24 protein-coding genes are annotated in these 26875 nt (G+C 73.6%); 10 read left to right on the top strand and 14 right to left on the bottom strand.

Annotation, left to right across the window (positions count from 1 at the left end):
* Nucleotides 1-27 precede the first annotated feature (27 nt).
* Together ACIOGZ_RS18120 and ACIOGZ_RS18115 are read right to left on the bottom strand one after the other, a co-directional pair.
* Nucleotides 28-1188 (bottom strand): glycosyltransferase family 4 protein, encoded by a 1161-nt coding sequence (locus ACIOGZ_RS18120; RefSeq protein WP_400986424.1) that lies wholly within the window; start codon nucleotides 1186-1188, stop codon nucleotides 28-30.
* A gap of 6 nt (nucleotides 1189-1194) precedes the next feature.
* A complete protein-coding gene (locus tag ACIOGZ_RS18115; protein ID WP_363585932.1) occupies nucleotides 1195-1539 on the bottom strand; it encodes a ferredoxin in 345 nt (114 codons plus the stop codon).
* A gap of 867 nt (nucleotides 1540-2406) precedes the next feature.
* Here ACIOGZ_RS18115 and ACIOGZ_RS18110 point away from each other — a divergent pair.
* The 4 genes from ACIOGZ_RS18110 (at nucleotide 2407) to ACIOGZ_RS18095 (ending at nucleotide 6531) form a co-directional block, all read left to right on the top strand.
* Nucleotides 2407-3351, top strand: coding sequence for an aKG-HExxH-type peptide beta-hydroxylase (locus tag ACIOGZ_RS18110; RefSeq protein ID WP_363585931.1), 945 nt, complete (start codon nucleotides 2407-2409; stop codon nucleotides 3349-3351).
* Nucleotides 3348-4487, top strand: a complete 1140-nt coding sequence (locus ACIOGZ_RS18105; RefSeq protein WP_400986422.1) for a YcaO-like family protein — start codon at nucleotides 3348-3350, stop codon at nucleotides 4485-4487. Before ACIOGZ_RS18110 ends, ACIOGZ_RS18105 begins: the two co-directional genes overlap by 4 nt.
* A 76-nt stretch (nucleotides 4488-4563) precedes the next feature.
* Nucleotides 4564-5322 (top strand): class I SAM-dependent DNA methyltransferase, encoded by a 759-nt coding sequence (locus tag ACIOGZ_RS18100; RefSeq protein ID WP_400986421.1) that lies wholly within the window; start codon nucleotides 4564-4566, stop codon nucleotides 5320-5322.
* Between the two features lie 21 nt (nucleotides 5323-5343).
* Nucleotides 5344-6531 (top strand): cytochrome P450, encoded by a 1188-nt coding sequence (locus tag ACIOGZ_RS18095; RefSeq protein WP_400986420.1) that lies wholly within the window; start codon nucleotides 5344-5346, stop codon nucleotides 6529-6531.
* 70 nt (nucleotides 6532-6601) lie between these two features.
* Here the strand turns inward: ACIOGZ_RS18095 and ACIOGZ_RS18090 are convergent, their stop codons facing one another.
* The gene (locus tag ACIOGZ_RS18090) at nucleotides 6602-7480 is read right to left on the bottom strand and encodes a LysR substrate-binding domain-containing protein (protein WP_363585927.1); all 879 of its coding nucleotides are present in this window, start codon (nucleotides 7478-7480) and stop codon (nucleotides 6602-6604) included.
* A 124-nt stretch (nucleotides 7481-7604) separates the two neighbouring features.
* Between ACIOGZ_RS18090 and ACIOGZ_RS18085 the strand changes: the two genes are divergently transcribed.
* Nucleotides 7605-8657: a bile acid:sodium symporter family protein gene (locus tag ACIOGZ_RS18085; protein WP_363627510.1), complete on the top strand. Its 1053-nt coding sequence runs from the start codon at nucleotides 7605-7607 to the stop codon at nucleotides 8655-8657.
* Nucleotides 8658-8966: 309 nt separating this feature from the next.
* Nucleotides 8967-9551 (top strand): hypothetical protein, encoded by a 585-nt coding sequence (locus ACIOGZ_RS18080; RefSeq protein ID WP_363627509.1) that lies wholly within the window; start codon nucleotides 8967-8969, stop codon nucleotides 9549-9551.
* 169 nt (nucleotides 9552-9720) lie between these two features.
* Here ACIOGZ_RS18080 and ACIOGZ_RS18075 read toward each other — a convergent pair whose 3' ends face one another.
* The 5 genes from ACIOGZ_RS18075 to ACIOGZ_RS18055 form a co-directional block, all read right to left on the bottom strand.
* Entirely contained in the window at nucleotides 9721-11181 is a 1461-nt protein-coding gene (locus tag ACIOGZ_RS18075) for a DUF2079 domain-containing protein (protein ID WP_400843229.1), read from the bottom strand.
* Between the two features lie 150 nt (nucleotides 11182-11331).
* Nucleotides 11332-11640 (bottom strand): hypothetical protein, encoded by a 309-nt coding sequence (locus ACIOGZ_RS18070; RefSeq protein ID WP_400986418.1) that lies wholly within the window; start codon nucleotides 11638-11640, stop codon nucleotides 11332-11334.
* Nucleotides 11641-12103: 463 nt separating this feature from the next.
* Complete coding sequence (locus tag ACIOGZ_RS18065; RefSeq protein ID WP_363585922.1) at nucleotides 12104-13057, bottom strand: Gfo/Idh/MocA family oxidoreductase; 954 nt, start codon at nucleotides 13055-13057, stop codon at nucleotides 12104-12106.
* A 52-nt stretch (nucleotides 13058-13109) separates the two neighbouring features.
* Nucleotides 13110-15716, bottom strand: a complete 2607-nt coding sequence (locus ACIOGZ_RS18060; protein WP_363585921.1) for a hypothetical protein — start codon at nucleotides 15714-15716, stop codon at nucleotides 13110-13112.
* 17 nt (nucleotides 15717-15733) lie between these two features.
* Nucleotides 15734-15856 (bottom strand): hypothetical protein, encoded by a 123-nt coding sequence (locus tag ACIOGZ_RS18055; RefSeq protein WP_363585920.1) that lies wholly within the window; start codon nucleotides 15854-15856, stop codon nucleotides 15734-15736.
* A 391-nt stretch (nucleotides 15857-16247) separates the two neighbouring features.
* Here ACIOGZ_RS18055 and ACIOGZ_RS18050 point away from each other — a divergent pair, with 391 nt between their 5' ends.
* Nucleotides 16248-18863 (top strand): ABC transporter permease, encoded by a 2616-nt coding sequence (locus ACIOGZ_RS18050; RefSeq protein ID WP_400986416.1) that lies wholly within the window; start codon nucleotides 16248-16250, stop codon nucleotides 18861-18863.
* A gap of 267 nt (nucleotides 18864-19130) precedes the next feature.
* Here the strand turns inward: ACIOGZ_RS18050 and ACIOGZ_RS18045 are convergent, their stop codons facing one another.
* Nucleotides 19131-19949, bottom strand: a complete 819-nt coding sequence (locus ACIOGZ_RS18045; RefSeq protein ID WP_400803489.1) for an SAM-dependent methyltransferase — start codon at nucleotides 19947-19949, stop codon at nucleotides 19131-19133.
* A gap of 422 nt (nucleotides 19950-20371) precedes the next feature.
* Here ACIOGZ_RS18045 and ACIOGZ_RS18040 point away from each other — a divergent pair, with 422 nt between their 5' ends.
* Both ACIOGZ_RS18040 and ACIOGZ_RS18035 read left to right on the top strand, forming a co-directional pair.
* Entirely contained in the window at nucleotides 20372-20932 is a 561-nt protein-coding gene (locus ACIOGZ_RS18040; RefSeq protein WP_363627504.1) for a sigma factor-like helix-turn-helix DNA-binding protein, read from the top strand.
* Nucleotides 20929-21591, top strand: coding sequence for a hypothetical protein (locus tag ACIOGZ_RS18035; RefSeq protein WP_400986414.1), 663 nt, complete (start codon nucleotides 20929-20931; stop codon nucleotides 21589-21591). The genes ACIOGZ_RS18040 and ACIOGZ_RS18035 overlap by 4 nt, the downstream gene beginning before the upstream one ends.
* Before the next feature lie 25 nt (nucleotides 21592-21616).
* Here the strand turns inward: ACIOGZ_RS18035 and ACIOGZ_RS18030 are convergent, their stop codons facing one another.
* Together ACIOGZ_RS18030 and rpe are read right to left on the bottom strand one after the other, a co-directional pair.
* Complete coding sequence (locus tag ACIOGZ_RS18030; RefSeq protein WP_363627503.1) at nucleotides 21617-22576, bottom strand: pirin family protein; 960 nt, start codon at nucleotides 22574-22576, stop codon at nucleotides 21617-21619.
* A gap of 206 nt (nucleotides 22577-22782) precedes the next feature.
* Complete coding sequence (gene rpe, locus ACIOGZ_RS18025) at nucleotides 22783-23466, bottom strand: ribulose-phosphate 3-epimerase (RefSeq protein ID WP_363583217.1); 684 nt, start codon at nucleotides 23464-23466, stop codon at nucleotides 22783-22785.
* Nucleotides 23467-23730: 264 nt separating this feature from the next.
* Between rpe and ACIOGZ_RS18020 the strand changes: the two genes are divergently transcribed.
* Entirely contained in the window at nucleotides 23731-24582 is an 852-nt protein-coding gene (locus ACIOGZ_RS18020) for an SCO6745 family protein (protein ID WP_363583215.1), read from the top strand.
* Between the two features lie 66 nt (nucleotides 24583-24648).
* Here the strand turns inward: ACIOGZ_RS18020 and ACIOGZ_RS18015 are convergent, their stop codons facing one another.
* From ACIOGZ_RS18015 to ACIOGZ_RS18005, 3 genes are all read right to left on the bottom strand, one after another.
* The gene (locus tag ACIOGZ_RS18015) at nucleotides 24649-25440 is read right to left on the bottom strand and encodes a C39 family peptidase (RefSeq protein WP_363583213.1); all 792 of its coding nucleotides are present in this window, start codon (nucleotides 25438-25440) and stop codon (nucleotides 24649-24651) included.
* 69 nt (nucleotides 25441-25509) lie between these two features.
* On the bottom strand, nucleotides 25510-26094 hold the full coding sequence (locus ACIOGZ_RS18010) for a DUF4188 domain-containing protein (RefSeq protein WP_400986447.1): 585 nt from the start codon (nucleotides 26092-26094) through the stop codon (nucleotides 25510-25512).
* 112 nt (nucleotides 26095-26206) lie between these two features.
* A complete protein-coding gene (locus ACIOGZ_RS18005) occupies nucleotides 26207-26836 on the bottom strand; it encodes a TetR/AcrR family transcriptional regulator (protein WP_363583211.1) in 630 nt (209 codons plus the stop codon).
* Nucleotides 26837-26875 lie beyond the last annotated feature (39 nt).

The following is a 26875-nucleotide window of genomic DNA, read 5'->3' as shown; positions in this document are numbered from 1 at the left end:
GGAGGGCGGCACCTTCTTGACTGATTGTCAGAATCCGTTCGCCGCATGCTTGTTCGGCGATGATTCACCCCGCGGCCCCGGGAGGCCCGCGAGCACCCGGTCGGCCCGGCGCCGCCAGGTGTACCGGTCCAGGAGCTGCCGCCGGGCCTCGTCGCCGAGGGCGCGACGCAGGGCCCCGTCAGCGACCAGTCCGGCCAGGGCGTCGGCCCAGGCGTCCGGCTCGTCCGGCGGGCGCAGCAGGCAGTTGACGCCGTCCTGGAGGACCTCCCGCAGGACGGGGAGGTCGGAGGCGATGATCGGGCGGCCGTGGGACATGTACTCGAACAGTTTCATCGGCGAGGCCCAGCGCCCGGTCTCGCCGAGCCTGCCCCAGGTGTAGACCTTCCGCTGGTACGGGGCGAGGACGACGTCGAAGGAGGGGTAGTAGGAGGGGAGTTCGGCCGGCGGGCGGTGCCCGTGGAAGAACACGTTGGGCAGCCCGCAGGATCCCTCCCAGCGGGCCCGGTCCTCGGCGGCGCCGCCGATCAGGTGGAAGTCCAGACCGGGGAGCCGGTCGGCGAGTTCGAGGATCAGGTCGATCCCGCGTCCGTCGTAGAGGTGGCCGACGTAGCCGATCCGCGGCACGTCCGGGCGGCCCGGCAGCGTCGGTGCGGCCGCGGTCGGCGGGGCGGGCGGGTCGGCGCAGTCGGGGGCGACGAGGATCGGCAGCGGCCCCAGGGCGGCGTGGGCCTCCTGGAAGTCGCGGGCGAGCGCGTGGGTGATCGCGACGACCCGGGCGAGCCGCTGGTGGCCGAGGAGTCGGTGCTCCGTCCCGGGCGGGGACACGTCCCGGCGGATCTGGTGCACCTCGTAGACGAAGGGCGCGAGGTCCGCCGCGGCGGCGAGGCCGTACGGGTCGCGCCCGTAGACGAGGTCGGGAGCGGTGTCACCGGCCAGCAGGTCCCGGACCCGTTCGGCGCGCCGCCAGTAGCCGGCCGGGGTGTCCTCGGGGATGGGCACGGCGCGGATGGGGAAGCGGTGACGGACGCCGTAGTAGGCGTACGCGTCGTCGGCCGGGTACGAGCCGGGCGCGGTGTAGAGGGTGACGTCGTGCCCGGCGGCGGTGAACGCGTCGCACATCCGCATCACCTGGACGCCGTTGGCGAAGAACGAAGGGATGGTGCCGCCGTGCAGGTAGGCGATGCGCACTCCGGTCTACTCCTCGATCGGTGGGGGCACCGGCAACCGGTGCGGGTCGGCGGCGGGCCGGCGGGGCGGGGCGGGCTCCGGTGGGCCCGGCGGCGTCTCCTCCCGGTCGGCCGCGGGCGGCCCGGCGTCCGGGAAGAGGGTCAGGCCGCTGCTCCGCTCGACGACCGAGATGGCCTCCATCGGGCAGGTGAACGCCGCGTCCAGCACCCGTTCGTCGGGGGCGATCTCGCCGGCGGTCGGCCGTGATCGCCGGGTGTCGTCGATCGTGAAGCGCCCGGGAGCGGTGCTCGTGCACACCCCCGAACCGATGCACCGACGGCCGTCGACCTCGATCCGCCAGTCGCCTCCCATGGGCTCCCCCCTCCGTCCTGCGTTCCCGCTCCGCCTCCGGGAGGCGAAGGGCCGTGTCCACCCGAGCACGCGCGACGCCGTGTGCGGGCGCACCCGGCGCTTTCGCCCCGACCGACGTTTCCACCCCCTTCGAACCCACCCGCCACAATTCACCGCACACGAACTGACGCGCATTCAATTGCCCATCGGAGATGCGCGATTTGCTGGTGGTGCCCCGGTGGTACGGGGGGTCGCCGACCTCAAATTACCTACCCTTCCGGCCGAGCGGAAGGCCGCGTCATCCGGCCGTCTTCGCCCGCGTCCGGCCCGACCGACCTGGCCGGAACAGGGTGGAAGGCGCCACCGCCCGTGGTCGCCGCCGAGGCGAAACCACCACCGTCCGGATGATGCGCCCCGGGCCGATCACCGCGGGGCGAAATCCGCGAAAACCGCAGACGACCGAGTGCGGGCCCCTTCTCCGGAAATTCCGCGCCCGCCCGGTATTTCACTCCGATCCCCGTGCGGAATCCCGTTCCCGCGGTTCGGGCGGCAAGCCCGGATTCCGGACTCCTCCACGTAGGCCGGTACACCCACCGTGTCCCGCCGCTCACCCTTGGCGGCGCCGAGCCCCCTCCCGGACGATGACACCGCCGGTGACTCCTGCCGAGAACGGTGGGGCCGGTGAGGTGAAGGGAGTCCTCGATGAACGAGGAGATCGAGCAGGTCGTGGAAGAAGACCTCCCCGAACTCGCGCTGATGGTCGACGTCCCCTCGCGCGACTAGGGACCTGCGCGCCGTGCGGCGGGCCTTCGCGCCCCGCCGCACGTCCTTTGTCCGGGAGGCAGGTGCCAGTCCAGGAGCAGGGACCAGGAGCTGGGAAGGGAGAGCATGGACGTCGAACCGGACGCCCACGAGGCCGTCGAGGACCGGGCGCGGCTGCTGGAACGACTGCGCGCGGTGCTCGACCGGGCGGAGCTGCCGTCACCGCCGGGCGACGGACTGCGTCATCCGGCGGCCGTCGACGCCGTCCACACCGTGCAACAGGCACTGCGGTCCGGTCCGCTGTCCCCGGAGCTGCGGCGGGCGCTGGCGGCCCGGCTCGACCACGTGCCGCCGCCCGTCTTCGGCCCGGCCGAACCGCAGGACCACCTGAGCCGCAGTGTGGCCCGCGCGCTGCGGTCCATCCCGGCCCGCGCCGGCGCGGACGGCGCGCCGGTCACCGCCGACGCCGTCCGGTGGCGCGGGTCCGAGCGGGAGGCGCTGGCCCAGTCCCTCGGCCTGCTGGCACGGGTCTGGCCCGAGGCCGCGGCCGAGGTGCGGGAGTCGGTCACCGAGGTCGCGCTGCTGACGGGCGACGCCATCGACGGGTACACCGACTTCACCGTGCACGGTGCCGTCCTCGTCCACCGCGCGCGGCTGACGGCGAGCGCCGCCGGGCTGCCCGGTCCGGTGCGGTTCGCCGAGGCGCTGGTGCACGAGGGCGCGCACACCAGGTGCAACGCCGCCGCCCTCGCAGAACCGTTCCTGCTGCCCGACCGGCCCGCCGACCCGGACGCGCCGGGCCGGCACACCGACCTGCTGGTCGCCACTCCGCTGCGGGCCGACCCCCGGCCGCTGACCGGACTCTTCCAGCAGACCGTGGTCCTGGCGCGCAGCGTGCTGCTCTACCGGCGCCTCACCGGTCTGGGCCCGGCCGTCGACGCCCGGCACCAGGACCTGCTGGCCTCCGCGCACCAGGCCGTGACCACCCTGACCGCCCACACCGAGACCCTCACCGCGCACGGCCGGCGGGTGCTCGCCCAGTGCACCACCGTCCTCGGGGGGCCCGCGTGACGGCGTGGACGCCCCAGGTGTTCACCCCCTACCCCGACCAGCCGGAGCTGCTGTTCGCCCGCGTCGCCGCCCGGTCGCCCGCGTTCGAGGGCACGAGCGCCGCGGACGGCGCGCCGGTGCTGGTGGGCAGCGCCGCCGGGCACGACCGGGACCAGGTCGCCACCGGAGCCCGCGGAGAACTCCTGGAACGCCTCGGAAACGTGCTGGCCGGGCGCGAGGCCGAGACGGCCGCCGAGGTCGTCACCACCCACCGGGAGCTGCGCCGGCAGGGCGTACCCGCGCTGGCCCCGCCGGTGCGGCCCGACGCCCGCCGGCTGTGGGTGCGCGGTCGCACCGTCCGGGGCGCGGAGGTGCTCGTCCCGGCGGGCTCGGCCTTCCTGCAGCACCGCCCCCCGGCCGGCTGCGACGCCGCGCCCGCCGCCGGCTCCACCGGCATCGCCGCGCACCCCGACCCCGCCGCGGCGGCGCGGCACGCGGCCTGGGAGGTGCTCGAACGCGACCTGGTGCGCCGCAGCTGGTACGGGCTCTCCGACCGGCCGCCGAGCCTGCTCCCTGCCGTCCCGCCACCGCCGCTGGCCGCGTTCCTGCGGGCCGGTGAGCTGGTGGCGACCGCGTTCACCGTTCCCGCCCCCGCCGGAACCGCCTGCGCCGTCGTGTGCGTGCACCGGGCCGACGGCACCGGCCAGGCGTTCGGGGCCCGCTGCGGGCCGGCGGACACGATCGGGGCCCTGGTCGAGAAGGCGGCCTACGAAGCGGTGATGGTGCGCTGGAGCATGCGGACGCAGGTCGCGCGCCGCACCTGGGAGCGGTGGCACGGTGCCACTCCCCCCGCCACCGCCGTCCAGCACGCGCTCTGGACGTTCCACCGCCAGGACAGCCTGCGCCTGTGGGGTGTGCGGCCGCCCCCGGCCGGTCGGCCCGGCAGCGCCGGGCGCACCGGCCCGCAGCACGCCCTCGCCCGGCACACCGACCCGCTGCACGTCCTCGCCGGGCACACCGGCCAGGACGTGGTCCTCGTCGAGACCACCGCGAAACCCGCCCGCGACGCCGGGGTCCGGGTGGTTCGCGTGATCGCCCCCGGCACCCTCCCGCTGCCCTCCGGCCCCGGCCCCGGTCGCCCGCACCCCTTCGGTTAGGAGCCCCGTGAACCCCGCCCCTTCGGACCCCGCCCCCGTGAACCCCGCCCCCGTGAACCCCGCCCCCGTGAACCCCGTGCCCTTGAACCCCGCCCGTTCGGGCCCGCCCCCTTCGGACCCCGGGCCCGGCTACGCCACCGAGTTCGCGGAGACGTACGACCGCTGGTTCGCGAAGCCCGGCGTGAGCGGGGCGACGGTCGACGCGCTCACCGCCCTCGCCGGCGCCGGGCCCGTCCTCGAACTCGGTATCGGCACCGGCCGGTTGGCCCTGCCGCTGAAGGCGCGCGGGATCGACGTGCACGGGGTCGACGGCTCCGAGGGCATGGTCCGACGGCTGCGGGCCAAACCCGGGGGCGCCGACATCCCCGTGACGATCGGCGACTTCGCCGAGGTGCCGGTCGACGGGAGCTACACCCTGGTCTTCCTCGGCGGCGGCACGTTCTTCGAACTGCCCGACCAGGCCACCCAGGCACGCTGCTTCGCCAACGCGGCGGCGCACCTCGCCCCCGGCGGCCTCCTCGTCCTCGACGCCCACGTGCCCGAAGCCCTCGCGGCGGCCACCGGCCCCGAGGTCGTCGCGGAGGGCGACGACCACCTGGTGCTCTGCCACCGCCGCCTCGACCCGTCGACCCAGCGCTACCGCTCGCACTACGTCATCCAGGAGGACGGCCGCACCCGGCACCTGCACGTCGAGTTCCGCTACGCGGGCCACGGCGAGCTCGACCTGATGGCGGGCCGGGCCGGGCTTCGACTCAAGGAACGCTGGGGCGACTGGGCGGGAGCGCCCTTCACCCGCGACAGCGCCTACCACGTCTCCGTCTACGAACGCCCCTGACCGCCACCGATGGAGAGCCGCGTGAGCCGGACCGAACACATCGAGCCCTTCCCCTTCCCGCACCGGGACGGGCTCGAACCGCTCCCCGAATTCGCCCGGCTGCGCCGCGAGGAACCCGTCGTCCGGGTCCGGCTGCCCAGCGGCGACACCGCGTGGCTGGTGACCCGGCACGCCGACGTCCGCCGCGTCCTGGCCGACCCCCGCTTCAGCCGTACCCGCGCGACCCGGGGAACGGGCCCCCGGATCAACCGCACGACCACGCTGCCCGACTCGATCCTGGCCGCCGACCCGCCCGACCACTCCCGGCTGCGCCGACTGGTCTCGCCCGCGCTCAACGCCCGCCGGGCGGAGGCGATGCGACGCGACATCGCCGTCCTGACCGGCGACCTGCTGACGGCCCTGGCACCGCGCCCGCGCCCCGCCGACCTCGTCGCGCACTTCACCCGGCCGCTGCCCCTGACCGTCATCTGCGACCTGCTGGGGACACCCCGCGTGGACGGCGACCGGCTCGACGCCTGGGACGACGCGGTGCGCAGCGTCACCGCCCTGACGGACGCCGAGGTGATGGCGGCCGTGGAGGAGATGACCGGCTACCTCACCGGGCTCGTCGCCGCCAAACGGGCCCACCCCGCCGACGACATGCTGAGCGCCCTCATCGCGGCCCGCGACGACGGCGACCGGCTGAGCGAGGGCGAACTGATCTCGTTCTGCATCGTCCTGCTCACCGGCGGCTACGGCACCACCTCGGACCGCCTCGCCGGTCTGGTCCACCTGCTGCTGGAACAGCCCGAACGCTACGAACTGCTGTGCCGCGAGCCCGCGTTGATCCCCGGTGCGGTCGAGGAGCTGCTGCGGTACGCGCAGGCCACCGTGGGCGCCAACCTGCGGGTGAGCACCGAGGACGTGGTGCTGGGCGGGGTGACGGTCAAGGAGGGCGAGGCGGTGATCGCGCTCACCTCGTCGGCCAACCACGACGAACGCGTCCACCACCGGCCCGACCTGCTCGACCTCACCCGGGACACCCCGTCACACCTGGCCTTCGGGCACGGCGCCCACTTCTGCGTCGGCGCGCAACTCGCCCGGGTCCAGCTCCAGGAGGCCCTGTCCGGTCTCGTCGCCCGTTTCCCGACCCTCCACGCGGCCGGAGCCCCCGACTGGAAACGCGGCCAGATCACCCGGGCCCCGCGCACCCTGCCCGTGGGGTGGTGACACCCGCACCCCGGGCCGGCCCGCCCCCCGGGGGATCACGGCCGCAGGAACGCCCGGCCGTCACCCCCGGTCACGGCTCCGCCCGCTCCGGTGCGCGTTGCAGGCGGAACGCGTCCGCGAGGACCGCCTGGGCCAGCACCCGGGCCGGGCCGCGCGCCGTGGTGCGCCCCGTGGTGAGGGCGAACTCGATGGTACCGAGGCTGGGCAGGCCCGGCTGGTCGGGCAGCACCCGCAGGCCCGACGGGATCAGGCTGCGGGCGTGCGGCACCACCCCGAGGCCGGCCAGCGCGGCGGCCCGGACCCCGGAGAGGCTGGTGCTGGTGCAGGCGATCCGCCAGGGCCGCCCGTCGCGTTCGCAGACCTCCAGGGCGCGGACCCGGGTGAAGCTGGGCGGCGGGTAGACGATCAGCGGCAGCGGCTCCGCCGGGTCCGTCCGGAAGTCCTCCGCCGCGATCCACACCAGCTTGTCCTGCCGCACCAGTTGCCCCTGTGAGCCGCCGCCGGGCGGGCGCTTGCCGAGTACCAGGTCGAGCCGTCCGTCGGCCAGCTGCTCGTAGAGCACGGCGCTGAGGCCGACGGTGAGTTCGAGGTCGACCTGGGGGTTGCTCCGCCGGAAGCTCCGCAGGATCTGCGGCAGCTCGGTGTGGGCGAAGTCCTCCGAGGCGCCGAACCGCACCCGCCCGCGCACCTGCGTCCGCGCGAAGTAGCCGAGCGCCTGCTCGTGCGCCTCCAGGATCGTCCGGGCGAAGCCGAGCATGGCCTCGCCCTCGCCGGTGAGCTGCACGGAGTGGGTGTCGCGCAGGAAGAGCTGCCGGTCGGCGGCCGTCTCCAGCCGCCGCACGTGCTGGCTGACCGTCGACTGCCGCAGCCCCAGCCGCTGGGCGGCCCGGGTGAAACCGCCGGTCTGGGCCACCGCGAGGAAGGACCTCAACTGCACCGGATCGAACATCTAGCCATTCTATCCGCTGATATCACGGATCATGATGACAGTGAGTGCCGCCAGCGGGATTCACAATCACCCCGGCGGGCGGCAGGCTGGGGCCATCCCACCCGAACCGCCACCGCGGAGAACCATGCCTCGCCCGAACCACCCGCTCCGCTCCCACCTGCCCCGCCGCCCCGCCCGCCTCCGGGTCGACCCGTTCATCGCCGCCCTGCTGGGCACCGTGGCAGTGGCCGCCCTGCTCCCCGCCCGCGGCAGCGCCGCACCGGCCTTCTCGGACGCCGCCACCGGCGCGGTCGCCGTCCTGTTCTTCCTCTACGGCGCCCGGCTCTCCGCCCGCGAGGCCTGGGAGGGGCTCAGGCAGTGGCGGCTGCACGGCACCGTGCTCGCGGTCACCTTCGGCCTCTTCCCCCTGCTCGGGGTGGCCGCCCACCTGCTGGTGCCGGCGGTGCTGTCGCCACAGCTCTACCAGGGCCTGCTGTTCCTGACCCTGCTGCCCTCCACCGTGCAGTCCTCGATCGCCTTCACCTCCATCGCCCGCGGCAACACGGCCGCGGCGGTCTGCAGCGCGACCTTCTCCAGCCTCTTCGGCATCGTCCTGACCCCGCTGCTCGCCGCCGTGCTCCTGCACACCAAGGGCGGCGTCTCGCCGGGCACCGTGCTGGAGATCGCCGAACAACTCCTGCTCCCCTTCGCCGCCGGCCAGGTGCTGCGCCGCTGGATCGCCGCCTGGATGGCCCGCCACCGCGCCGTCCTCGGCCTGGTCGACCGCGGCTCGATCCTGCTGGTCGTCTACAGCGCCTTCAGCGCCGCCGTGGTGGGCGGGGTGTGGGGTGCCCTCTCCCTGCCCCGACTGGCGGCACTGCTGGGGGTGGAGGCGGCGCTGCTGGGGCTGGTCCTGACCGCGACGCTGCTGGTCGGCCGCCGGCTCGGGTTCGGCCGGGGCGACCTGGTCGCGATCGTCTTCTGCGGCTCCAAGAAGAGCCTGGCCAGCGGCGTCCCGATGGCCACCGTCCTCTTCCCGGGCCCGGCGGCCGGGCTGATGGTGCTGCCGCTGATGCTCTTCCACCAGCTGCAACTGATGGTCTGCGCCGTCCTGGCCCGCCGCTGGGGCGCGCAGGCCGAGGGCGCCGGGGCCACGGCACAGCCGACGGCCGCGCCGGCCCTCGACCACGTGGCCTGACGGACGCCGCGCGCCCTCAGCGGCCGACGACGTGAACGGCCGTTGAACCACTTCACGGTGCCGAGGTCGACCAGGGCCCGGCGCCCCTCCGTCGACCGGCCGGCCGCCACCTTCCCGGTGTCCGCCCGCCCGGTGTCCGCCCACGCCGGAGGGCCGGACCGCAGCGCTGGACCATTCGAGGCGTATCGGCGGGATCCCCGGGATGGCGACGGCCGGAATTCCTCGCGCCGTGCCACCGTCCCCCTTCGGCCCACCCCGCTCCGAGTGCGAGGGCCTCACCCCCGGTCCGACGAAAGAAAGGGAATCCACGTGTCCGTACGCCGAAGCGCCGTCACCGTGTCCGCCGTTCTCGCCGCCGCCCTGTGCACCGCCGTGCCACCGGTCGCCGACGCCGCCCCGACGGCCGCCGCGGAAATCCTGAACTGCACCGTGAACGCCGCCGTCAACTTCAGCCCGCCGCTCTCGGCCGGCCCGGAGGCCACCACCGTGGCGATCGGCGGGACGGTGAGCGGCTGCCTCGACTCCCAGGGCGGCCCGACGGCCGTGACGGGCGGCACCGTCACCGCGACGCTCAAGTTCGGCACGCTCAGCTGCAACCCGCTGACGCCGCCGGCCATGGCGCCGGGTTCCACCGCGACCTTCACCTGGAACCTGAAGGACGGCACGCAGGCGAGCAGCACCATCACCGACATCGCCGTCGTCGACGTCGACGGGGCCGGGACCCTCACCGGCACCGTCACCGGCTCCTCCACCCGCCTGGCCGGGGAGAACCTGACCACCGTCCTCAACATCGACAGCGACCAGCCGATCCTGGACAACTGCGTCGACGTCCTGCTCGGAGTCGGCCAGCCCATCGCCCAGTCGACGCTGACCGCCGACGCCGCCTTCAGCTGACACCAGGCCGACCTGCCGTCCCTCCGCCCCTCCGTCCCGCTGACCTGTCGTCCCTCCGACGCGCGCAGGGCCACCCCGCAGGTGGCGGGCCCTGCGCGCGTCGGCGCAACCACCGCACGTTGGCGTCGAGTTGTCACCACGCCTCCCGTCGTCCGACCACCGCCCCGGGTCAGCCCGCAGGGTCGGTGAGCCGGTAGACCGTGATGCCGGCGGCGCTCGCGACGGGGCGGTAGCCGGCGGCGGGGAGGGCGCGGAGGGCTTCGGCCTCGTCGCGGGCGGAGAGGAGCCCGTCCCGCGGGTGGTCGGCTGCCACCACCCAGTCGGGCCGCGCGCCGGGGGCGCCCGGGTAGCGGGGGAAGAGGTAGACCCGGGTGCGGCCGGTGAGTTGGGCCGCGAAGCCGTTGGCGGCGGCCACCTCGGCGCCGTCCGGGATCCGGCGCAGCAGCGCGCTCACCGCGTCGACGGTCGCGTCGCGCTGCCAGGTGGCGGGGCGGGCCAGCTCCGCGAGGGGCTGCGAGGGCAGGGCGGCGGCCGTCACGGCGAGCCCGACGGCCACGGAACCGCGGACCGTCCACCGCCGCAGGCCGTGCCGGGCCCGGAACCGGAGCCGAAGCCGGGTCAGGGCGTCGACGAAGGCGAGGAAGACGATCGGCATCAGGACGGCGCCGTAGTGGAAGTCCGTCCCCCAGTAGGACGGGTTGGTGGACCAGAAGCGCCAGCCCAGCGTCGGCAGGGCGAGCAGGATCAGCGGGGAGCGCAGCGCCAGGAACGCGGTGGGGGCCAGAATCGTGACGACGGTGTGCCACTTCTCGCCGGGCAGGAGCAGCCTGGTCACGGGGTTGCCGGCCGGGCCGTCGACGCTGGAGAGGTAGGTGTAGGCGCCGTCCGGGTTGAGGGCCGGGATGACGACCAGCAGCACCAGGAGCAGGGTGGCGGCGGAGAGCGCGACGACGCCCGCGCCCAGTCGGCGGCGGCCGTGCCAGAACAGGTAGCAGCCGATGACGGCGACCGTCGCCGCGAGGTCCTCCTTGACCAGCAGCAGCGGCAGGGCGAAGCCGACCGCCGACCGCCACTGCCGGAGCATCAGCCGCTCCAGAGAGAACGTCAACAGTGGTACGGCGAAGGCGATTTCGTGGAAGTCGAAGCCGACGGCCTGTTGCAGGCCGACCGACAGCCCGTACGCCACCCCGATGCCCGCGCCCGCCCACCGGCCGACCGCCCGCACCGCGGCCCTGGTCACGGGGACGGCGGACACGGCGACCAGCGCCGCCTGGGCGACCAGCAGGGTGAGCGCGGAGGGGAAGACCCGGTAGAACGGTGCGAGGGTGGCCAGGATCGGGTGGAAGTGGTCCCCGAGCAGGTGGAAGCCCGGCCCCTTCAGCTCGGAGACCGGCGCGCGGCCCTCGGCGTAGGCGCGGACGGCCTGCTCGAAGATGCCCAGGTCGAAGCCGTTCGTCCGCAGGTGCAGGTGACGGGAGACGGACAGCGCGGTGTAGGCGGCGAACAGCACGGCGGCGAGCGCCCAGGGCAGCAGGGCCGCCCCCGCCCCCTCGGCGGCGGGCCGCCGCCGTTCGGGCACGGGCCGGGTCTCGGCCGTGGCGCGGGCTGCACGGATCGGGCTCAGGGACAACGGGGGCTCACTTGCGACGAGGCGGACGGGGGAGTGACCCCAGAAGCCTCCGACCAACCCGCTGAAGATCCGCTGAAGAAGTCTGAGCACACCTTCAGGAACCGTGACGCCCCCGTGCCCGCGTACGCGGGTGCGCTCGCGTGCGCGCGGTCAGGACACCGGTGCGCGGGGGGCGAAGTCCGGCAGGCGTTCCAGGCTGTCGGCGACCGCCGCGAAGCCGTAGTCGATCATCCGCCGCTCGTACCCGGCGACGGCGGTCAGCCCGGCCAGCAGCAGCTGGCGCAGCACGTGCCGGTCGACGGCGGTTCCCCCGTCCACCGCGCCGAGCCGGCGCAGCTCGCGCAACTGCTGGTCGACCACGCGCCGCTCGCCCGCCATCGGGCCCGTGACGGCCTCCAGCAGGGGGTGCAGCCGCTGCGGCAGGCACTGGCGCAGCGCGGCGCGCCCGTGCTCGTTCAAGCCGATCCGGAAGCCCTGGTACCGGCTGTGCGCCCCCTCCTCCCGCTCAAGGACCCGCAACCTCCACGCCGGCCCGGAGCAGCCCGTGCGCCAGGCAGAGCCCCCCGAGCCCGGCCTCGGCCACCAACACCTTCGTGCCCACTCCCCCGTCTGTCGCGTGCCCTGCGGTCACCGCCCGCGATCCGCCGCGATCCGCCGTACCGCCAGCCTCCCCCACCGGCCTGGCACTTCGTCAGTGATCTTTTTTCCCGAACCACATGACAACTGTCACTGCGCACGGCCCACCGGCCGGAGGCCCCGCAGGCCCCACGCGCAGACCGTCCGGTGACTGGAGGCGAACCGCCGGGCCCTGCGGCTCTCCAACCGCCACGACCGGCCCGAGGAAGGAGGCCGCCGACCAGGTCGGCGAGTTGACCCCCTGGTAGCGCCCGCGGGTGCTCGTCGCAACGTCCCGCCCCGGGGACTACTCCGCGCCGGGCGCCGCGTGATGGATCTCGGTGATCCTCGCAGCCGCGTCGAACCCGAGGACCGGGTCGGGGCGGTCGGAGAGCAGGCTCTCGTACAGCGGCCGGTAATGGGCCACCTTCCGGGCCGTCCGACCGTCCGTCCCGAAGGCGGCGAGCAGGTCACCGTCCCGGGCTGCGAAGCCGGTCATGGAGGTGTGGTCGATCCACACCTCCACGCCCGCCCGGCCGAAGACCAGACTGCTCTCCTTGCTGCTGGAGCCCGTGAGCCAGCTGCTGCGCAGACGTGCGGTGCCCGACTCGCCCCGGGACCGGTACTCGGCGATGCACCACGCGCTGGCGCCGCCGTCCAGTTGCCGGGCGGAGGTGAGCGCCGTGAGGTCGACCAGGCGGGTGAGCATGCTGAGCTGGTTCACCCCGGAGTCCATCCAGCTGGAGCCGTAGGACTCGTAGGCATCGGTGCCCTTGAGGACGTAGGGGTCGTAGAACGCGGAGGTGACGGCCGTGACGGGCCCCCACTCGGGGTGCTCGGCAAGCAGTTCCGCCGCCCAGCCGACCTCCGGAGAGAAGGCGAAGTGGTGCGCGGTGAACAACCGGCCCCGCACGTCGACCGCTTCGTCCAGCGCGCGGATCCGCCCGAGCGAGGCGAGGTCGTGGACGAGGGGTTTCTCGACCAGCACCTTGGCCGTGGAGAGCCGGAGAGCCTGGGCCGCCAGCTCCGCGTGCGTGTGCGTGGGAGTGGCGAGCACGAGCAGATCGGGTCGGTGCTCCGCGAGCGCGTCGTCCAGGCCGGCGTAGTGACGCGGGGTGGTTCCACGGAACGAGGGCGGTTCCGGCCGGTTCGGATCGACCGTGAACTCGACCAGTACATCGGCCCGTTCGGCCAGGACTGTGAGATGGGTCTGTGCGATGGTGCCGACGCCGACGAGGCCGACGCTCACGAGGTCAGTCATCAAACTCTGCTTTCTCCGGACGACTCGGCCGAGGTGCGGGGGCCGGGGAGAGTCATCGACGTGTCACCACCGCTGCCCAGCGACCCAACGACGCGACGGGGCCGTCCACCCAGCCGACGGCAGGCAGGTGCTCCGCGGCTGCGAGGGAGCCGTCGATCCAGGAGGTCGCGATGGGAACCCAGTAGGTGTTGCCTCCGGACGTACGGGTGCGCGCATCGAGCTCGGATCGCGTGCGACGAGCACCCTCGTGGTCACCGGCGAGGACGCCGAGGAGGATCTCGGCCACGTCCGCCAGGTTGTGGCCGCCCCGGTAAGCGATCCCGTCCGCAAGATGCCGGGTGTCTCCTACTGCGGACCGGGCAGCGCCGACGTCGCCGGCCATGGCGTGGGCCACCGCCTCGGCGGACCGGAGCTTGACCAGTTCGACGGGGTTGGGCACCAGGTCGAGCAGTTCCCGGGCCCGGCCCGCCGCGTCGGCGACGGCTGCCGTGTCCCCGGACCAGCAGGCGGTCTGCGCCAGGTTGGCGAGTGCCTTCGCCTCTGCGGCGGCCAGTCCCTCGCGCCGCGCCAGGCCGATCGCCTCGTGGTAGACGGAAGTCGCTTCCTCGAAGCGGGCGTTGACCCGCCAGATGTGCCCGGTCAGCCGGAGCCGTTCGCCTTCGTCCTCCGGGCCACGGACCGGTTGTTCATGCAGGGAGGCGAGAGCGGCCGCGAACCGCCCGTTGAGGTAGTCGAAGTCGCTGAGCCAGTAGCGGGCGGCCGCGTCGAACTCGCCCCCCACCAAGCCCCGGTAGATCTCCGCGGCCTGCGTGTAGTCGCCGTGGTTGCGCAGGGCGTGGGCGAGGTGGATGCGGACCAGCTGTGCCGTTCGGCCACCGTGCCGCACGCCTCCGGCCGCGCCGCCGAGCAACTCGATCGCCTCCTCGACGCGGCCGGTCCGGCGGAGCTGGACTCCCCGGATGGCGGCCCGGATCGCCCGGTACTCGGGGAGGCCCACCGGGGCGCCGGTAAGACCGGCTCCGAGCTCCGACCACTGGCCGGCCTCGACGAGTCGCTGCGTGGCCAGCGCCATCCAGTCGTCGAAGACACCGTGCTCGGCAGAGAGCTTGAGCCCGGTTTCGAGGGCTTGCGCCGTCGCCACCCGCCCGCCGGAGGCGCCCAGGCGTTCGCCCAGCCAGCTCAGCAGCCGGGCGGCGACCTCACTGCGGTCACGATCCGACCAACCGTCAGGAAGCGTCCGGTCCGCCTCGCCGATGGCCTGCCGCAACGCCACGTGCAACGCGTACGGGAACGCATAGGCGTCGTCGTGTGTCAGGAACGGTCGGCGAAGGAACCGTGCCACGCTCCCGTCGGAGACTCCGGGTTGACCGGCGCGCAGCAGCTCCGCGCCCACCCGGTCGGTGAGCGCGGCTGTTCGGACCAGGTCGCGTTCCTCCCGGGGGAGGTCCCTGATCGACCGGGTCGCGACGGCTGTGAACGAGCCGCCGAAGTCCGCCACGGAAGGTTGCCCACCGCGTGCCAGCAGGGCGGCGCAGTGGGAGACCGACAGGTCCAGGTACAGGGGAAGCCCCTGGCCGCCGGAGATGACGCGTTCCCGGATCTCCGCCGACATCGCGGGCTCACCGTCCCGGACGAGGGCCTCACGGAGATAGCTGTCCGCGTCGGAGTCCGACAGGTACCCCACGAGGTGCTGCCGTGGTTCGGCCGTGTCGTTGCTGAAGTGCAGATGGGGCCAGCACTCCGGGCCGGTGAAGTCCAGCTCGCCGCCCGCACCCGAGTCGGCCCAGTCGATCCGGTTCCGGCCGGTGATGACGAACAGCACGTTCGGCATCAGATAGGCGCAGCGCTGGACGAACCGTTCCACTGCGCGATCGGCCTGACCGTTGACCACCTCGAAGGTGTCGAGGAAGACGCACACCCGGGGCCGCCGGCCCGGCCGACCGCCCCGGGGCTGCCGTTCCAAGTCCCAGGCCAGCAGGTACGGGAAGTACGAGAGCGTCTCGTAGTCGGCGTCCGCCTCGACCAGTTCGGCGAACAGATCGCAGTCGGCCAGCAGCCGGCCCTCCCGCACCCGGTCCCGGACAGCGCGGTACGTGACCAGCGCGGCCCGGTGGGCCAGTCCGGTCAGACCTCCCAGACCACCCGGGTCGACCTGCTTCACGGCCTCCGCGATCTGGTCGCCCAGCGCGATGCTCCGCGAGGCGCGCCGCAGCGCCGGCGAGGCGTCCAGGAACTCCTGCAAGGCCTCGCCGGGGTGGGCGCGAGCCCAGTAGGAGGCCAGTGCCAGGTCGAAGGCCGGCCAACGGCTCCCCAACTGGCCCAGGGCGGCCCTCAGACGCAGCAACAGGCTCTCGATGTCGCCGGCGCCCTCCTCCGAGAGGTCGATCCGCACGGTCACCACGTCGTCGCGCTCCTTCTCCCGCGCTTCGGCGAGGAGGCGGCGCTCCAGCTCGTGGGAGAGTGTCGTCTTGCCTATGCCACCCACGCCGTAGAAGGTCAGCACATTGCGGCGGCCCTGCCCGCGGTCCACGACCGGCGAGACCTCGGCCTCGTCCAGCATCCGGTGAAGCTCGTCGACCGACCGGGCGAATGCGGCCACTTCGTCGACCCGGTTGGTGAAGACCTGCTGAGCCGTGACGGTGGACGAAAGGCCGCTCATGAATGCAGCCCTCAGGTTCACCCGTGCCATGCGGCCTCCAGACGTGCGTCGAGCCACGGTCGGTTCGGCGGCATCTCCCGCGACAGGATGCCGTGCTGAAATCTTGTCAGTGATTGCTGCGGCGCCACAATCTCGTCCATGGGGATTTCAGACGGCCGACCCCGTGCGTTCCTCGGCCACGACGACGGGGCGCGGCGGGGCCTCGGGTAGGCTCCCCGAGCATGTCTCAACCTGCGTGGCGTGCCGCATCCGCCGACTGGTCGATCCGTTGGGGTGCGGCGTCGAGGAGTTACGGTTCGTCAAGGAGCCTGATACCGGCGCCGGATGTCGTACGCGTCGGACTGGATCGTGGCGCCCGCACTCCCGGAGTGGGACCGTCCGATTCCGGCAGGAGTGCCTTTCCCGGGTGTGCAGCCCGATGACCACGCCGACCGTGGAGGAGATCGGCACGCCGCCGTTGCGGCTCGCGGGCGAGCCGCGCCGGCACGCCTCGGGGCAGGTCCCGGCGCGCGTGACGTACCTGGGCGCGCGGTGATCCGCCGCATCCGACGGCTGGTCCGCCTCGTGGTGCCGGACCGCAAGGGCCTGTCGCTGGCCTGGAGCACGATCAGGGGGCGCAAGGGCGGCTTCGTCGGCTCCTTCGTCGCGATCGCCGCGGGCTCGGCGGTGATCACCGCCTGCGGGATCCTGCTGATGTCCGGGCTCAGCAGCGGGGTGGCCCCCGAACGCTACTCGGGCGCGGCGGTGGTCCTCGGCGGAGAGCAGTCGTACTGGCTGGACGAGAGCTCCGAGGTCCGCTACAGCGAGCGCGTCACGCTGCCCGCCGACAAGGTCGCCGCCGTCGCCGCCGTGCCCGGTGTCCGCTCCGCCGTCGGCGATGTCGACGTCGAGGTCGGCGTGCTGGCCCCGGACGGCCGCGCGGTGGGCGGCCCGGACGGCTTCCCCGTGGTCGGGCACGGCTGGTCCGCCGCGGTGCTCGGGCCGTTCGCGGTGCGTGCGGGCAGCGCGCCCGCCGGGCCCGACGAGGTCGTACTCGACGCCGGGCTCGCCGCGCGCGCCCACGTGTCGCCCGGCGCGACGGTGCGGCTCGTGGTCGGCTCGGTCGCGTCGCCGTACCGCGTGGTGGGCGTCGCCGCCCCGCCGGGGGGCGAGTTGGGCCGCCAGTCCGCGGTGTTCTTCACCGACGGCCGGGCGGCCGAGCTGTCCGGCCGTCCGGACCGGGTGGACGCGATCGGTGTGCGGGCCGGGCCCGACGTCACCCCGGAGCAACTGGCCGGCAGGATCACGGCCGCCGTGCCGGGCGTGGTGGCCCACACCGGCGCGGAACGCGGCGACGTGGAGTTCTTGGACGTGGGCGACGCCCGCAGCCTGGTGGTCGAGACGTCGGCGTCGTTCGGCGGCACCATGGTGCTGATCGTGGTGTTCGTGGTGGCGAGCACGCTCGCGCTGTCGGTGCGGCAGCGCGGGCGCGAACTGGCCCTGCTGCGTGCCATCGGCGCGACGCCCCGGCAGATCCACCGGATGATCGGCGCCGAGATGACCCTGGTGTCGTTGGCGGGCGCCCTGGTCGGCGCGATCCCCGGCGTCGTCATCGCGTTCGTGATGCGCGGCGTGTTCGTCCTCGCGGGCGCGATGCCCGCGGACTTCCGGATGGACGTGGGGTGGCTGCCCTTCCTCGCCTCGCTGGTGCTGTGCATGACCAGCGCCCGGCTCGGCGGCTGGCTGGTCGCGCGCCGGGTGTCCGGGACCAGCCCGGTCGAGGCGCTCGGGGACGCCGCCGTCGAGCCCGGGAGGATCGGCCGGGTCCGGTTGGCCATCGGCTTCCTGCTCGTCCCGCTCGGGCTGCTGCTGACCTCGGGCGAGGTGGCGGTGTCGGGTGACTCCGCCGCCGACACCGCGGCGAGCGCGGTCCTGTTGTTCGTCGTGGCGCTGGGGTGTGTCGGCCCGCTGCTGATCAGAGGCGCCGTCGTGCTGTTCGGCCCGCGCCTGAACCGGCAGTCCAAGGCCCCCGGCTTCCTCGCCCAGGCCAACGCGCGAGCCGATGCGCGGCGACTCGCTTCGGCCGTCACCCCGCTGGCCATGGGCGTGACCCTGGCCGCCGTGCAGGTGTTCGGCGCCTCCACGACGATCGCGGCGTCGCAGGAGCAACTCGACGCCGGCCTGCGGGCCGACCACGTGCTGACCTCGTCGTCCGGCGCCGGGGTGTCCCCGGAGGTCGTGGACGGCGTGCGCGGCGTGCCCGGCGCCGCCGTGGCGACGCCGGTGGCACGGATGCGGGTGCTGCTGACGTTCCCGTCCGAGGACAGCACCGCGACCAAGGTCTTCGCCGCCCAGGGCGTCGCGCCCGAACGGCTCTCCGAGACCATGGACCTCAAGGTGGTCGAGGGCGACACCGCGGAACTGCGCGGCGAGACGGTGGCGTTGAGCCGCGCCGTCGCGGACACCGTCCATGCGCAGCGCGGTGGGACGGTCGACCTGCGGCTCGGCGACGGCACGGCGGTCAGGCCGAGGGTGGTGGCGGTCTACGAGCGGGGCTCGGGCTTCGGGGACGTCACCCTGCCCAACGACCTCGTCGTCGCGCACACCACCGCGCGGGTCGACACCGCCGTGCTGGTCAGGTCCGCGGACGGGACCGACCCGAAGGCGCTCGCCGACGCGCTGCGCGGCGCGGTCGGACGCTACCCGACGGTCCAGGTGGGCGGCCAGGAGGCGTTCAAGGCCGCGCCCGGGGGCGGCGGTTCGGGTGACTGGGCGCTCAACCTCCTGTTCCAGACCGTGCTGTTGGGCTACATCGCCATCGCCGTGGTGAACACCCTGGTGATGGCGACGGCGGCGCGGGTGCGCGAGTTCGCGATGCTGCAACTCATCGGCGCCGACCGGGCCCAGGTCCGCGCGATGATGAACGGCGAAGCCAGGATCGTGGTCTTCTCGGCGCTGCTGTTCGGTCTGCTGGCGACGATCCCGCCCCTGGTCGGCATCAGCCTCGGGCTGACGGAGTCACCCGTTCCGTCCGTCTCCCCCTTCGGCCTCGTCGGCCTCGTCGCGATCGTGGCGGTCACCGTCGCGCTCTCCTGGGGTTCGATCGCGGTGGCCACCCGGTCCGCCCTGCGGCCGGCGCCGGTCGACGCGATCGGCGGGCGCGAGTGAGCCGCCCGGCGAGCGGCTGATGCGGCCCGCCGACCGCTCACCGCTCACCGCTCACCGCTCACCGCTCACCGCCGACCGCCGACCGCCGACCGCCGACCGCCGACCGCCGACCGCCGACCGCTGACCGCTGACCGCTGACCGCGACTGACAACGACTCCTGCCGCCACCGGCGGTGGGCGCACCCGGGTCCCGGAATGCCGATGTACGGGCTTGAACATCCGGGCTTCGAAGCTGCCAGACTGGAAGCTGCCGGACTGGGAGGACGGCTCAGGGGCGGATGGCGACGGCCCCGTAGCAGGAGGCCGCTGCGTCGGTGATGTGCTCGGTGTCGTCCGCAGGCGCCGCCGGGTGCCAGCGCGGAGTGGCCGCGACACCCGGCTCCAGGAGGTTCCAGCCGGTGAAGAACTGCGCGAACTCGTCACGGGTGCAGGCGGCGACGGGGGTTCCCGCGGCGGTGTAGACCTGGATGAGCCGAGCGGTCTCCTCGGCGGCGAAGTCCTGCGTGAAGTGGCTGACCACCAGCGCGGAGCCGCTGGGCAGCTGTGCCTTGAGTCCTTCGGTGATCCGCTGGGCATCGAACGGCACGAAGTGCAGCAGGGCGTTCATGCTGAGCGCGATCGGCTGGGTGAAGTCCAGGATCGCCCGGGCCGAGTCCAACAGGTCACCGGGCTCGCGCACATCGGCCTGCACGTAGGCGGTGACGCCCTGCTCGGTGCCGCGCAGGAGCGCCTGAGCGTGGAGGAGCACGATCGGGTCGTTGTCGGCGTAGACGACCTTGGCGTCCGGTGCGACCGACTGCGCGACCTCGTGCAGGTTCGGCGAGGTGGGGATCCCGGTGCCGATGTCGAGGAACTGCCGGATCCCGGCCTCGGCGAGCAACTGCGTCGACCGGCGCATGAAGGCACGGTTGGCGCGCGCGGCGGAGCGGGCGTAGGGGAAGACCGCCAGGGCCCGGCCGGCGGCCTCACGGTCGGCGGGGAAGTTCGTCGTGCCGCCGAGGTAGTAGTCGTACATCCGTGCCGAGTGGGCCAGGTGTATGTCGAGGTTGACCTCTACGTCGTCGGTCCTGGCGGTGCCGTCCGTCATGCGTTCCCCCTGATACGTCATCGACTCGCCCTGCGCAGGACAGGACCGATCCGCGCCCGTGCCACCGTGGCGAACGGTGGCGGACCCTGGCGCGGCCCCTTCCACTATGCCCACACGCCCGAACGGCCAAGCAAGGGCCGCCGCCGGTGACGACGCGACCGTGAAGCAGGACGACCGAATCAGAGCATGTAGTGACTCACTCTGACCATGTTCCGCACGGTATCTCCATCATCCGCCGCACCTTATGTCTGATCTCGAAACACCTTGTCGCGGTTTAACATCTCGGCATCCAATCCGCCTTAATGTTCCTACCAGGGAAGCGAGTTCCCACTGTGACCGCCGCACGGCCGTGGGGTTCAGCCACGGTCGGCGGCCCGCGCCGGACGGCAGCCGACAGGCGTGCCGCAGGGGAGGAATGGGACGTGACCGAGAGCGACTGGGTGGTCGGAGACCGGGACCGCCTGACGTTCGACGCGTTCTGCGACACGCACGAGGGGGCGTGGACCGGGTTCGCCCGCGCGCGCCTTCGCGACGACGACGCCGCACACAGAGCGGTGGAGATCGCGAAGGTCCGCGTGTGGAAGGAGTGGCCGCGCATCCTGCGCGAGAAGATCCCACCGTTCCACGCCTGGACGATCCTCAAGGAGGAGATCGGCGCCACCCTGGCGGAACTGATGATGAACGGCGAGCCGCTGCCCACCCAGGCGAGCGTCCCCGGGTGGGTCTACGCCGTGCGGATCGCCGCCGAGCGGGCGCAGCACCTGATGGAGACCGGGGGCAGTCACGAGCAACTGTACGTCGCGCTGCGGCGGTTGTCCGAGCGGCGACACGACGTGATCGTGCTGCGCTACCTGCTCGACCTGCCGGACGAGCAGATCGCCGACTGCCTGGGGACGACCGAGGCCAACGTCCGTTCGACCGCGAGCCAGGCTCTCGACCGTCTGGCCGCGGCACTCGGCGGCCGACGCGGGGAGAGCCGGTGAGCACCGAGCACGACCGGGCCCTGCACCCGAACATGGCCGGCATCCACCTGCCCACCCGGGCCCCGCGACCGCAGCCAGGGGGCACGGGCGTCTCCTGGGAGCGGCTGCTGACCGCCCCGAGTCCGCTGTCCTCCGAGCACAAGCAGGCGGCCCACGAACTCGACCTCGCCGCGTCCCTGGTCCTCTCGATGCCGTCCGCCGCGGCCTCCCTGGGCCTCCTCGTCAACGCCGAGCAGATCCACCCCGAGGGCGCCCTCGTCCTCGGCGCGCTGCTGTACGTCGCGGGCCATCGCGACGGCGCCCAGTTCTGGTGGCAGTTCGCGGCCGGCGGCGGTTCCTACACCTCCGCGTCGTTCCTGAGCCTGTTGCACCGCAGCATCGGGGAGTTCCTGGACGCGGAAGTCTGGCGCCAACAGGCCGAAGCACTGGCCACCAACCCCCGCCCGCCACAGCGCGTCCTGAGCACTCCTCACGCACTGCTGCCGGCCCAGGTGCTCACCGACATCCTCACCCGGTGCCACTACGGCCTCGACGTGAAGCTGCCCCCCCGCCTCGCGGCCGTGATCCACCAACTCCCCGTCGCCGGCGACGACCCCGAGTACGGCGAACTCCCCCAGATGAGCAGCACCCTCGTCCGCGACCTCACCGACGAACGCTAGCGACCGCGAACCCCGTCTCCCTGCCTCAGCGCACGCGCCCCCGCGCCTTCAGCGGAAGGGCGGGGAGCTCCGGCGCCCGCAGCCGGTCGCCGGCGTAGCCGTGGACGTCACCAAAGCGGGCGGTGGACATCCAGTCCTCGCGGGCCCGGGTGATCTCCTCGCCGGACCGGCCGATGAAGTTCCACCACATGAGGATCTGCTCGTCGAAGGGTTCGCCGCCGAGGAGGAGGACGGCGGCGTCGGTGCGGGCGTGGAGGGGGAGTTCGGGGCGGCCGCAGCCGAGGTAGAGCATGGAGCCGGGTTCGACGCGGACGCCGTCGACGTCGACGCTGCCGGACATGGAGAGGACGGCGTACTCGAAGTCGGGGACGAGCGGGAGCTTGAGGTCGGCGCCCTCGGTGAGGGCGAGGTCGGCGCCGACGAGGGGGGTGTAGGCGGTGCCGGGCGAGGTGGCGGTGTCGAGGGTGCCGAGGATGACGGTGCCGTGCAGGCCGGGGGCGGTGACGACGGGCAGGTCGCCGTGGTGCTCGAAGGTGGGGGCGGTGTGCCGGTGGGCGTCCGGGAGGGCGACCCAGAGCTGGGCGCCGTGCAGGTAGCGGGCGTGCGGGCGCGGGGATTCCTCGGAGTGGGAGATCGCCCGGCCGGAGGTCATCAGGCCCAGTTCGTACGGGCGGACGGTCTGGAGGCTGCCGAGGCTGTCGCGGTGCAGCACCTCGCCCTGGTGGAGCCAGCTGACCGTCTGGAGGCCCATGTGGGGGTGGGGCGGGACCTGCATGCCGGGTTCGTCGGCGATGTCGTCGGGTCCGTAGTGGTCGACGAAGCACCAGGCGCCGACCATCCGGCGGCCCAGGTTGGGGAGCAGTCGGCGGACCATCGTGCTCTCGCCGAGCTGGACCTGACGTCCGGTCAACAGATCCTTGACCGGTCCGGTGTCGGCCTCGCGGCCGCAGGTGGTCGGGGAGGGCTTGCGGTCGAGGTTGCTCATGTGCGGTTCCACCACCGTGCGGAGAGGGGCCGGGCGAGGGGCGTTCGCCAACGATCATCCCTGACGACCGCTGGATCCTCCACCCCTCGCCGGGCGGGCCAGGCCGGCCGGGCCCCTGGATGACGGCCGGCCCGGCCCCTGAACAGCCCCGTCTCTGAACGGCCCGGCCCCTGAACGGCTCCGTCTCTGAACGGCTCCGCCCGGGCTCAGTGCCCGCAGGCCCACCAGGCGTCCGCCGAGGCCTTGGTCGCGAGCTCCCGCAGCTTGCGCACGGCCTCGGCCGGGTCCTCGGCCCCGTACACCGCCGAGCCGGCCACGAACACGTCGGCGCCGGCCTCGGCGCAGCGCTCGATGGTGCCGGCGGAGACGCCGCCGTCGACCTGGAGCCACAGTTCCAGGTCGTGCTTGGCGATCAGCTCCCGGGTGCGGCGGATCTTCGGCAGCATGATGTCGAGGAACGCCTGGCCGCCGAAGCCGGGCTCGACGGTCATGATCAGCAGCATGTCGAGCTCGGGCAGCAGGTCCTCGTACGGCTCGATGGGCGTGCCCGGCTTGAGGGCCATGGAGGCGCGGGCGCCCTTGGCGCGGATCTCGCGGGCGAGGCGGACGGGCGCGGCGGCGGCCTCGACGTGGAAGGTGACGGAGCCGGCGCCGGCCTCGACGTACTGGGGGGCCCAGCGGTCCGGGTCCTCGATCATCAGGTGGCAGTCGAGCGGGATGTCGGTGGCGCGGGCGAGCGACTCGACGATCGGGATGCCGAGGGTGAGGTTGGGGACGAAGTGGTTGTCCATCACGTCGACGTGCAGCCAGTCCGAGCCCCTGACGGCCTCGGCCTCGTCGGCGAGCCGGGCGAAGTCCGCGGACAGGATGCTGGGGTTGATCTGCGCCATTACCGACTACCTTCACACGAGGGTTCACTGGAGGGCTGCGGCGTCCCGGGAGCGGGCACCTCGTCCCATCATCTCGCGCCGCCGCCCCGCCGGGCGCACACCGGGACCTCCCCGTGACCGTCATCACACCCGGTCCGGGATTACCGTGGCCGCCGCCGTGGTCATCAGCACTGAAGCGGCCCGCGCGCGCCCGATCCGTCGGCGCCCGCCGAGCCGCCCCGTCCGGCCGGGTTCGCCCCGCCCCTCTCCGAGGAAGGTCCTTCGATGGCCGATCTCGTCCACCCCGCCCGTGCCCTGTGGTGGCTCTTCGAACCGGTGCACTCCGTCACCTACTTCCTGCCCGAGAGCCGCGAGGCCTACGAGGCGGCCGGACTGCACGGCGGCTGGCGCGGCTACTTCGCCAGCCGGTCGGCGCCGCTGGGTGCGGTGGACGCGCCGCCGGTGATCGCCGCGTTCTTCAGCTTCTCCCCGGCGATGGTCGAGCGCGCGCTGCCGGAGGTGTGGACGCACGCGAGCCCGGAGGAGGCGCTGGCCGCCCGGCTGAAGGGCTCGGCGGGGGCGCTGGCCCGGCTGCTGGAGCACGTGGACCCGGCGCAGGTCGAACTGGTGGTGGAGGCCCTGGAGCGGGCCGCTGGCCGGCTCGACTGCGTCGGCCGGGTGCTGGCCGCCGCCAACGCCGCGCTGCCCCGCCCCTCCGGCCTGTACGAACGGCTGTGGCAGGCCGCCACGGTGATGCGCGAGCACCGCGGGGACGGCCACGTGGCGGCCCTGGTGGCGGCCGGCCTGGACGGGTGCGAGGCGCTGGTGGTCCGGTGCGCGATGGACGTCCGGCGCGAGATGCTCCAGCCGATGCGCGGCTGGACGGACGAGGAGTGGGACGCGGCCGCGGCGCGCCTGGTCGAGCGGGGCTGGCTGACCACGGCGGGCTCGGTGACCGAACTCGGCCGGATCCGGCACCAGTCCCTGGAGGCCGCCACCGACCTGGCCGCCGCGCGGGTCTGGGAGGACTACCCGCGCGCCGAACTCGACCGCCTGGCCGCCGCGTTGAAGCCGATATCGGCGCTCTGTCGCAGCCAGCTCCCGGTCAACCCGGCCGGCCTGCCGGACAACCCCTGATCAGCCCCTGATCAGCCCCCGATCAGCTCCTGATCAGGGGCTGATCAGGTCCCGACCAGCCGCCGGTCAGCTCCCGACCGGTTGCTGGTCGGGAACCGATCGGGCGCCACCCGCGCCACCCGCGCCCGGCGGGCCGAGGACGATCCCCCGCCCGGCGTAGAAGCGCTCGAACGACCGCCACGGCACGTGCGCGAAGGACTGCGACTCCCCCGGGAATCCGGACGGGTTGTGGATCACCACCGCCGTGTCCGTGGCGCCCACCACCAGCACCAGGTGTCCGCCCCGCCGCACCGGTGCCGGACCGGCCGGCTCCCGGATCGCGGGATGCACCGACACCATCACCAGCCGCCCGCCGGCCACCTCGGCCGCCAGCTCCGCGGGCGCCAACTCCCGTGCCTGCGCGGCCAGTCCCCACCGCCGCCGGACGTAGTCGGCGAACGGCGTGTGGATCAGTCCGCGCAGGCTCTCGCCGTCCCGGACGTAGGCCCCCGCCGCCACGCACTCCCCGGCCAGCGTGAGCGCCGGCGGCGCCAGGCCCCACCAGTGGTCGAGCGCCATCCGCAGGCAGGCCACCCCGCACAGCCGCCACGACCACCACGCGTACTCCTCCGGGGTGGCCGCACCGGACTGCCCCCACCGAGGGTCCTCGGCCGCGTCGACCTGCCCGTCGATGATCACCCGCACCAGTTCGGCCGACTCCCACTGCGCGTGGTACGGCACCTCGTGCACCACCGGCCCGCCCGTGGGTGCGCCGCCCGCCTGTGCGCCCGCCGGTGCCCCGGTCGATGCGCCGGTCGGCGCGCCCGCCCGTACACCTCTCGGCGCGCCCGCCGGCATCCCGCCCTGCTCCTCCGCCATCCCCCGACGCTCTCACGCCGCAGCGCCCGGGCCGACCCGCGACACTCCCTGAGCGCCCGGTGAGCACCCCTACTCGGGCACCCGCTCCCCCGAGACCTCCTTCAAGCCCTCCTTCGAGCCCTCCTGCCGGCCCTCCTTCGAGCCGCCCTGCGGGCCCTCCCCCGACCGGTAGGCCAGCCGCTGCGACGCGCGGCGCCCGCGCGCCTCGAGCGGCAGGGAGCCGGTGGCGCCCGCGAGACCGAACGGCGGCATGTCGAAGTAGATCGACTCGTACCCGCCCTCCGGCACCACGTACGTCTCGTGCCACAGCCCGACGTGCCGACGGGCCTTCCCCTCCCGCAGTTTGCGGTTGACGATGCCCCAGACGCTGTGGTGGAAGCCGTCCGGCGCGCTCGCGTAGCCGTACAGCTTCTCCTTCGACTCCCAGTACTGGACGACGTAGTACGTGCGCGGCGAGGCGGTGAGCAGGATCCGTCCGCGCAGGCCGCGCTCGGGGCTGCGCCCCAGTTCGTACAGCATCCGGAACATCGCGAACATCACCGGGCCCCAGTGGTGGACGGCCCAGAAGCGGTTGATCCGCATGCCGATCAGCAGCACCACGGTGTCGCCGGTGGCGCCCGCGGTGGTGTAGCCCGGCGTCGGCTTGGCGAACATCGATCGGACGAACGTCGTTCCCATGGACATCTCAGCCTCCCGCACCCCATGTAATCGGTGATTACATCAGGGCCGGGAAACCCGGTCAAGGCTCACTGCACGCACAAATCGGTTACTGCGAAGGAAGGTTGGCGATTCCCTGACCGAAGGTGTCGAGCACCTTCCCGGCCAGCTCCTCCGCCTCCTCCTCCGGCAGGTAGCCGTCCACGATCATCTGCGCCAGCCCGAACACCAGCGCCTGCCCGGCCAGCCCCATCAGCCCCGGATCCCCCGGGCGCAACCGGCCCGCCTCCTGGTCCGCCACGATCAGACCGGTGAACGCCCTGTCCATGCCGTCCAGTTGATCCCGCAGCTCCGGCTCCCGCGAGGCCACGAACACCCGCGAACGCACCAGATCGAACCGGTGCGGATGGTGCAGCGCGTACCGGACGAACCCGAGCCCGACCGCCCGCATCACCGACCCCCCGGCCGACCCCCCGGCCGGATCCACCGCCGCCACCTCGGCCTCCTGGCACCGCGCGAAGTCCGCCAGCACCCGGTCCGCCAGCGCCGTCAACAACGCCTGCCGGTCCGCGAAGTGGCGAAACGGCGCCCCCGCCGACACCCCGGCCCGCCGCGCCACCTCCCGCATGCTCACCTTCTCCTGCCCGTACTCGTCCAGCAGCTCGAACGCCGCGGCGACCAGCGCCTCCGGCAGCGATCCGTGGTGGTACGAGCTGCGCCCGCCAGGCCGTTCCGTCATGCCTGCCTTGCTACCACAGCAGGCCGCCCCACCAGGAAA

The organism is Kitasatospora sp. NPDC088160 (assembly GCF_044741445.1).
In the GTDB taxonomy this organism is placed as follows: Bacteria; Actinomycetota; Actinomycetes; order Streptomycetales; family Streptomycetaceae; genus Kitasatospora.
This window is presented reverse-complemented; position numbering and strand designations above follow the sequence as displayed.

What these genes read in the sequence shown, in the direction of transcription:
- ACIOGZ_RS18110 (WP_363585931.1), top strand. Translation starts at nt 2,407, where the DNA reads ATGGACGTCGAACCGGACGCCCACGAGGCCGTCGAGGACCGGGCGCGG.
- ACIOGZ_RS18065 (WP_363585922.1), bottom strand. Translation starts at nt 13,057, where the DNA reads ATGACTGACCTCGTGAGCGTCGGCCTCGTCGGCGTCGGCACCATCGCA.
- ACIOGZ_RS18045 (WP_400803489.1), bottom strand. Translation starts at nt 19,949, where the DNA reads ATGACGGACGGCACCGCCAGGACCGACGACGTAGAGGTCAACCTCGAC.
- ACIOGZ_RS18085 (WP_363627510.1), top strand. Translation starts at nt 7,605, where the DNA reads ATGCCTCGCCCGAACCACCCGCTCCGCTCCCACCTGCCCCGCCGCCCC.
- ACIOGZ_RS18010 (WP_400986447.1), bottom strand. Translation starts at nt 26,094, where the DNA reads ATGTTCGCCAAGCCGACGCCGGGCTACACCACCGCGGGCGCCACCGGC.
- ACIOGZ_RS18060 (WP_363585921.1), bottom strand. Translation starts at nt 15,716, where the DNA reads ATGAGCGGCCTTTCGTCCACCGTCACGGCTCAGCAGGTCTTCACCAAC.
- ACIOGZ_RS18020 (WP_363583215.1), top strand. Translation starts at nt 23,731, where the DNA reads ATGGCCGATCTCGTCCACCCCGCCCGTGCCCTGTGGTGGCTCTTCGAA.
- ACIOGZ_RS18115 (WP_363585932.1), bottom strand. Translation starts at nt 1,539, where the DNA reads ATGGGAGGCGACTGGCGGATCGAGGTCGACGGCCGTCGGTGCATCGGT.
- ACIOGZ_RS18055 (WP_363585920.1), bottom strand. Translation starts at nt 15,856, where the DNA reads ATGGACGAGATTGTGGCGCCGCAGCAATCACTGACAAGATTTCAGCAC.
- ACIOGZ_RS18030 (WP_363627503.1), bottom strand. Translation starts at nt 22,576, where the DNA reads ATGAGCAACCTCGACCGCAAGCCCTCCCCGACCACCTGCGGCCGCGAG.
- ACIOGZ_RS18015 (WP_363583213.1), bottom strand. Translation starts at nt 25,440, where the DNA reads ATGGCGGAGGAGCAGGGCGGGATGCCGGCGGGCGCGCCGAGAGGTGTA.
- rpe (WP_363583217.1), bottom strand. Translation starts at nt 23,466, where the DNA reads ATGGCGCAGATCAACCCCAGCATCCTGTCCGCGGACTTCGCCCGGCTC.
- ACIOGZ_RS18090 (WP_363585927.1), bottom strand. Translation starts at nt 7,480, where the DNA reads ATGTTCGATCCGGTGCAGTTGAGGTCCTTCCTCGCGGTGGCCCAGACC.
- ACIOGZ_RS18005 (WP_363583211.1), bottom strand. Translation starts at nt 26,836, where the DNA reads ATGACGGAACGGCCTGGCGGGCGCAGCTCGTACCACCACGGATCGCTG.